The sequence below is a fragment of the Prosthecobacter sp. genome (assembly GCF_044373815.1).
Taxonomy (GTDB): Bacteria; Verrucomicrobiota; Verrucomicrobiia; order Verrucomicrobiales; family Verrucomicrobiaceae; genus Prosthecobacter.
Window position 1 is genome coordinate 1 of the sequence record NZ_JBIPNG010000386.1, and the last position, 6,391, is coordinate 6,391.

A 6,391-nucleotide genomic window follows, 5' to 3' on the forward strand; every position below is an offset into this window, starting at 1 on the left:
GCCACCAGCCTTTGATCGATAAAACGCGGCATCACGTCGTGCATGAAGGCATGCTGTGGGAGGTGGACATCTTCCACGGCGCGAATGACGGCCTCGTGGTGGCGGAGATCGAACTGCCAGCTGAAGACACGCCGTTCGCGCTGCCCGAATGGGTTGGCGAGGAAGTGAGCCACGACATGCGCTACACGAACTCGAATCTCTGCGCGGTGCCGTATAACGAGTGGTAGCGGAGCGCGGAATTTATTCCGCAGCACTCCGCCAGCATCCATACCTCCGCTTTTGCTTAAGCCTCCAGTACCGCAGGATGCTCGAGTGCACTGTCCACGTTGAATGCCGCAAGCAAGAGGATCTTCGGTTTGAAGGGAGATGGTGTGCTGATAAGAACCGGGGCTGTGGCGGAGTGCTGCGGACTAAAGTCCGCGCTCAGGGGCTTATTCTTCATTGAGCACGTATGTCCATGGCCAGGCTTTCCAATCGGAGGCGAGTCCTGCTTTGACTGGGTTGTTGCGGATGTATCGAATGGTTCGTTCCTGATGGTCGGGATCGCGCATGTAAGTGTCCCAGTAGTCGCTTTGCCAGAAAGAGGTTTGAAGGCCCAGCAGTAGATTGGCCGCGCGGGCTGTCGCACCTTTCCATTGTTGCAGGATCTTTTTCATAGGCATCTCACTCACCTCGAACAGCACATGCACATGATTTGGCATGATTGTCCACGCGAGGAGTCGATAGTGCGTGCCGTCGAACTTTCGAAGTGCATCTGCTACAACCTGCGCAAGTCGTTCGTCCCGCAGGCGGCACACGCCATGGCCTTGATCGAGACAAGCTTCGAGTTGGATGCGGCGCTCGCGGGCATCTTCGATATTCAGCAGCTTTTCCCACTCTTGCTGCAGTTCCGCTGGGAAGCTGTCGGCCAAACGGAAGGTCACGAACTGGGTGAGACCGGGCTCATCGCGATGCGGAATATAACCGCGCTCAGTCCAGCCTTGGAAGGCTTTGATTTTCTCATCACGCGTTAGCTGCGGGGAGGTCTCACGTTGGCGCTCGACCACTCGTCGCAGTTTGGGTCGATGAGGTGGGCCGACTCGACGAGAATGAGGTGTTTCGCTCATGCCGCGAGAAAACGAAAATTGCCGCAGCATGCAAACGAAAAGGAGCGCGGCACTTTAGTCCGCAGCAGGTCGCTTGTGCTGGGAGGGTGTTTTCCACACTAAATGCCGCAAACACGGTGATGCTCGGCGTGAAGAGGGATGATCGGTGGTAAGAGCCTGGCGCTTCGGCGGAGTGCTGCGGAATAAATTCCGCGCTCCGGGGGGCTATGCTCGAAAGCCTTCCAGCAGCGGCTTGGCGAGCAAGCCTTCGCGCCATGCGGCAGGGACCGCTTCGATGCCGTGGGCCGCGCCGAGCAGCATTCCGAGCGCGAGGGCGCGGGCGCAGTTGTCGCCGCCGGCCATGGCGTTTTCGATGGCGGCGGTGGCGAAGTCCTGGCCGTGATGGCGGATGAGCCAGAGCACGGCGGGAAGTGCCTGAGGAATGGGGCAGGCGCGGCCGAACTGGCCGATGGCATCGCTGTCCGTGGCTGCTTCGGCAGCTTTCAAAGCCCATGCGGGGGCAGTTTCGGTGATGATGCTTTGCAGTTCGCCGCCGTGCAGCAGGCGATGCGTGGCACGAGCGAGAAATTCGGCGCATTCGATTGTCTCGGGTGAGCGATGGGTGATCACCGTTTGCTCAATGGCAGCCGCGACGGCTTCGGACTCGGGCTTGTCAGCGAGGAAGGCCATGAGGGGCGCGATGCGCGCAGGTCCGGCGAGTTCATCGGACGGTGCGCCGCTGGTGGCGGCGGTGGTGCCGGCTTGGAGATTGGCGAGTGTTCCTTTGGTGGCCTTGTCGACGTAGTCGTTGTAGGTCGGCCACATGGCCTGCCAGTCGGAGAGGAATGCTATGGCGTCCCAGCGGTGTTCGCGTTGAAGGAATGTGAGCAGACGCAGGGCCTGATCTCCCGCATGACCTTGGCCGCCCGCTTGCTTGTGCGGGTGGTAGGACTCCGCACCCGGGGCGAGGTAGCCAGTCACACGGCCATGCTTTTTAAGGATCAGCGCGGGATCGTAAATCCAGTGAACACCGAGAGAGATGGATTCAGCGATGAAGCTGCCCTGCAGCATGCCGGAAAGGCGGGAGGAAGAGTCGGGAGTCATGTGGCGCAGATTACGTCTGCCTGGCACAAAGGGGGACTGAAAATTGAACCGAGCGAAGCGAGATAGACTGCCACAGGCAGCCCGAAGGGTGAGTGAAACGAATCAAAACTGCACACAAAGTAACGAGCGCTTGTGTGCATTCAAAGCATTTGCCATCGTGGCGGCACATTACTCCTCATTCTATCCCATGACTCTCCGCGAACCTGAAATCGTCGAACTCACCACACCCACCGGTCCCATGCGCACGCTGGTGCTGCGTCCAGCGGGGGCGGGGCGGTTTCCGGGGCTGCTGTTTCATTCGGAGATCTTTCAAAACACCGGCCCTATTTGTCGCACGGCGGCGTTCATCGCCGGGCATGGCTTCATCGTGGCGCTGCCAGAGATCTACCATGAGTATCTGCCTGCGGGAACCGTGCTGGCTTACGATCAAGCGGGCTCGGATGTGGGTAACAAGCTGAAGACGGAGAAACCGGTGGCTGGTTACGACGCAGACAATCGTGCCGTTCTCGATTACCTGAAAGCCCACGCCGATTGCACAGGGCGGCTGGGGGCATTCGGCCCCTGCATCGGCGGGCATCTGACTTATCGTGCGGCCTTGCAGCCGGATGTCGCTGCTGCCACGTGCTTTTACCCAACGGACCTGCACAAGCGCAGCCTCGGTGCAGGGATGAACGATGATTCGCTGGCTCGTGCGGCAGACATCAAAGGTGAGTTGATGATGGTGTTTGGCCGGCAGGATCCGCATGTGCCTGCCGAGGGACGTGCCATGATCTACCAGACGCTTACGGCTGCTGGTGTGAACTTCACCTGGCATGAATTCAATGTCGCCCATGCCTTCCTGCGCGATGAAGGCCTGCGCTACGATGCCGAGATCGCCCGCCAGGCGCTGGGCATGACGGTGGATTTTTTTCGTCGCTGCCTGTGCGAGTAGGTGAACCTCACTCCGCCGGCACCTCAGCAGCGATCAAGGAGGTGCGGCAGAGGCGGGCGTACATGCCCTCTTGGGCGATGAGTTCGTCATGCGTGCCCTGCTCAATGATGCGGCCGTGGTCGAGGACATAGATGCGATCGGCATTGCGCACGGTGCTGAGACGATGCGCGATGACGAAGCTGGTGCGGTGCGCCATGAGGTGCTCCAGCGCTTCCTGAATCTGGCGCTCGGTTTCGGTGTCCACGCTGGCGGTGGCTTCATCCAGCAGGAGGATGGGCGGATTGCGCAGCAGGGCGCGGGCGATGCTGATGCGCTGCTTTTCACCGACGCTGAGTTTCACCCCGCGCTCCCCCACATGGGTATCGAGGAGGTCGGGCAGGCGTTTGACGAAGGCGTCCGCGTTGGCGCTTTTCAGAGCATCCCAGAGCTGCTCATCGGTGGCATCACGGCGGCCTATGACGAGGTTTTCCCGCACGGTGCCATTGAACAAAAAGCTCTCCTGCGTGACGTAGCCGATGTGGCGGCGCAGCCAGGCTTTGTTGAGTTCGTGAACGGGTGCGCCGTCGATGGTGATGACGCCTTCATCGTACTCATAGAAACGCGTGAGCAGATTGATCAGCGTGGATTTGCCTGCGCCAGTGGGCCCGACGAGGGCGATTGTCTGACCAGGATGCGCATCCAGCGAGACACCGTGCACCGTGGGTGTCTTGCCTGCGTAGCTGAAACCGACGTTCTCATAGCGCACATGGCCGGTGACGCCGGACAGCTCGCGCCCGCCGGTGGTGTCGGCTTCAGGTTCGGCATCGAGGATGTCGAAGACTCGCTCTCCAGCAGCACGACCGGTTTGCAAAATCTGATTGAGTTGATGCAGGCTCTCGATGGGATCGTAGAAAAACTTGAGGAGCAGCAGGAAGGCGGTGAGGTCCCCGGTTTGAATTTTGCCAGCCATGAGCTGGCGTGCGCCCACCCAGAGCACGATGACCATGCCGGTGCTGGTGAGGAAGTTCATGCCGGGGCGGTAGATGGCCCAGATGCGCATGACGTGGAGCGTGGCCGTGCGCAGGGCGCCGCTGGCGCGGTTGAAGCGTTCATGCTCCTCGCGCTCCATGGCGTAGGCTTTGATCTGGCGCATGCCGGAAACGTTGTCCTGGAGCAGGGAGTTCATGGAGCTGCTGGCCTTGCGCACCTTCCTGTGGCGGTTCTTGGAGGTGCGGGTGTAGAGCAGGGCACCGGCCATAAGAAAGGGCAGGGGGATGAGGGCATAGAGCGTCAGGGTGACGTCTGCCTGGAGCATGAAGCCGCCCACGACGATGATCTGCAGCACGGAGATGAGCCCCTGCTCAAGGCCATCAATGAGTACACGCTCCACAGAGGGGATGTCCTCGGCGACGGTGGTCATGATGTCGCCGGAGGGGCGGTTGTCGAACCAACGGAGCGGGAGGGTTTGCAGGCGCTGGTAGATGTCGCTGCGGAGATCGTAGATCACCTTCTGCTCAAAGGTGTTGTTGAGCTGGATGCGCAGGGAATTGAACAGATGCTGGGCAAAGTAGGCGGCCAGCGCCCAGCAGGCGAGCGGGCCGAGGCGGTCCCACTGCTTGCCAGGCACGACGACGTCCATCACCTCACGCGTGATGTGCGGGAAAACGATGACCATCAGGGTGCCTATAATGGCACAGGCGATCTGGGCGGAGCCGAGCCAGGGGTAACGGCGAAGGTAGGAAAAGACGCGGGCGATGGTTTTCAATCGGGATGGGAGCTTGATGCGTGCGGGTTAGCAGCTATTTAGCATACGACATACAGCAACAGGCATATACATGAAATACCATCTGGCACGCGGCGAAGAACAGCTCGGCACCTTCAACGATCTGGATGTGAGCGCCGGACTGCGGGAGGGACGCTTTAAATCCACCGACCTGTGCTGGGCGGATGGCATGGCAGAATGGAAGACGCTGGGCAGCCACCTGCAGGAGCTGAACATGGAAGAAGCTGCTGTGCCACCCATCACTGAGCCGAGTTCCATCACGGCTCTGCGCGCCGAAGTCAGGCAGGATCAGGTCATTCGCCTTGAGATGGCGTCGTTGGGCCAGAGATTTGCCGCCAAACTGATCGATTTCGCACTGATCATCGTACCGCTGTGGGTCGTCCTCACCATGGTTTTTGATCAGGCGTTTGTGGAGGAAACCCAGAAACTGCAAAACGATCCGACGGCAATGGTGAACGCCATGCAGAAGCGGGCGGAAAAACTCCAGGCATCGGGCGGCATGAAACTGCCGCTCGCGAGTTTGGTTTTTGACATGGCCTTGATCGTGAATGTGGTGCTGCTCACCCTGCGTGGTCAGACGATTGGCAAGCTTTGCCTGGGCATTCAGGTGGTGCGTTTTCCTGATGGAACGAGGGCTGGTTTTATCAAGGCCTTGCTGCTGCGGGCGATCCTCTTCACCATCCTCGTCTTCACCAGCCTCATTTACTTCGGAGGCATGGGCTGGGCGCTGCTGATGGCTGACTACCTCATGATCTTCCGCAAAGACCGCCGCTGCCTGCATGATCTTGTGGCAGACACTCTGGTGACCAAGCGTAACAGCTGATCACATGGGGCCGCCCGATTTGCTGCTGTTCTGATACTTGTTGATCTCCTGAATGCTTTCGCGCTGTTCAGGAGTGAGATCACGCATCTTGTCACGATAGCGGTCAGTCACACCGAGGACAAAGCAGGAGACATCAATCACCAGAATGACCATGGCAATCACGATGCCATAGCGCTTCAAGGCTTCGTCGATGACTTTGTTCTTATTGACGGAAAAGGTCTCCGATTTGGAGAACATGGACTGAAACAGCCGCCGCCAGCCTCGAGGTTCCCGCGCAATACTGAACGACCAGATAAAAAGGGCGGTCAGTATGACGCAGGCGATTTGGTAGGGGATGGGAATATCACGCATGACTTTATCGCCGAAGGACGGCTGGCTTCACAGGGGCGCAATTTATAGGTTGCCCATGTAATGTGTGCAAACGGCGATTTGTCACGGAGCTGCGAATTGATCGAGCGCCGGGCTGTCCCCTGCGGTAACAATTCGGGCCTGGGCGTTCGCGGCCAGGTGATTGAGCATGTGGAAAGCATCCTCGGCATCAATCCCAAGCTTGGAGGCCACTTCATCAGCCGTGCGGCCCGTGTCGGTGAGTGCAGCGCGCACCTTGGCAAGCTGAGTCAGGAAGTCTGTGGCGGCTTTTTTGCCTGCCTCCACACCGGGCTGGTGGTAGGCATTGATGTTGACCA

The 6,391-nt window shown here is 59.4% G+C and carries 6 protein-coding genes and 2 pseudogenes; 3 read left to right on the forward strand and 5 right to left on the reverse strand.

All coding sequences use genetic code 11. From position 1 onward, the window contains the following. Nucleotides 1-227, forward strand: a pseudogene (locus tag ACIREA_RS23875) (adenylate cyclase); the annotation flags it as partial. A 204-nt stretch (nucleotides 228-431) separates the two neighbouring features. Here the strand turns inward: ACIREA_RS23875 and ACIREA_RS23880 are convergent. Both ACIREA_RS23880 and ACIREA_RS23885 read right to left on the reverse strand, forming a co-directional pair. Next, nucleotides 432-1,106 carry an REP-associated tyrosine transposase gene (locus tag ACIREA_RS23880; protein ID WP_397384848.1) on the reverse strand — a complete coding sequence of 225 codons (675 nt, stop codon included), beginning with the start codon at nucleotides 1,104-1,106 and terminating at the stop codon, nucleotides 432-434. A gap of 204 nt (nucleotides 1,107-1,310) precedes the next feature. Continuing rightward, entirely contained in the window at nucleotides 1,311-2,189 is an 879-nt protein-coding gene (locus ACIREA_RS23885; protein WP_397384849.1) for an ADP-ribosylglycohydrolase family protein, read from the reverse strand. Between the two features lie 157 nt (nucleotides 2,190-2,346). On the opposite strand from ACIREA_RS23885, the gene ACIREA_RS23890 reads away from it, so the two are divergent. Further along, entirely contained in the window at nucleotides 2,347-3,120 is a 774-nt protein-coding gene (locus ACIREA_RS23890) for a dienelactone hydrolase family protein (RefSeq protein ID WP_397384853.1), read from the forward strand. Between the two features lie 7 nt (nucleotides 3,121-3,127). On the opposite strand, the gene ACIREA_RS23895 is transcribed toward ACIREA_RS23890, so the two are convergent. Then, nucleotides 3,128-4,864, reverse strand: coding sequence for an ABC transporter ATP-binding protein (locus tag ACIREA_RS23895; protein WP_397384850.1), 1,737 nt, complete (start codon nucleotides 4,862-4,864; stop codon nucleotides 3,128-3,130). Between the two features lie 70 nt (nucleotides 4,865-4,934). On the opposite strand from ACIREA_RS23895, the gene ACIREA_RS23900 reads away from it, so the two are divergent. Beyond that, nucleotides 4,935-5,705, forward strand: a complete 771-nt coding sequence (locus ACIREA_RS23900; protein WP_397384851.1) for an RDD family protein — start codon at nucleotides 4,935-4,937, stop codon at nucleotides 5,703-5,705. On the opposite strand, the gene ACIREA_RS23905 is transcribed toward ACIREA_RS23900, so the two are convergent. Together ACIREA_RS23905 and pgi are read right to left on the reverse strand one after the other, a co-directional pair. After that, nucleotides 5,706-6,056: a hypothetical protein gene (locus ACIREA_RS23905; RefSeq protein WP_397384852.1), complete on the reverse strand. Its 351-nt coding sequence runs from the start codon at nucleotides 6,054-6,056 to the stop codon at nucleotides 5,706-5,708. Between the two features lie 81 nt (nucleotides 6,057-6,137). Further along, nucleotides 6,138-6,391 (reverse strand): annotated as a pseudogene (gene pgi, locus ACIREA_RS23910) (glucose-6-phosphate isomerase); the annotation flags it as partial.

Excerpts from the sequence above, each read along its gene's own strand:
- ACIREA_RS23885 (WP_397384849.1), bottom strand. The coding sequence starts at position 2,189 with ATGACTCCCGACTCTTCCTCCCGCCTTTCCGGCATGCTGCAGGGCAGC.
- ACIREA_RS23905 (WP_397384852.1), bottom strand. The coding sequence starts at position 6,056 with ATGCGTGATATTCCCATCCCCTACCAAATCGCCTGCGTCATACTGACC.
- ACIREA_RS23880 (WP_397384848.1), bottom strand. The coding sequence starts at position 1,106 with ATGAGCGAAACACCTCATTCTCGTCGAGTCGGCCCACCTCATCGACCC.
- ACIREA_RS23900 (WP_397384851.1), top strand. The coding sequence starts at position 4,935 with ATGAAATACCATCTGGCACGCGGCGAAGAACAGCTCGGCACCTTCAAC.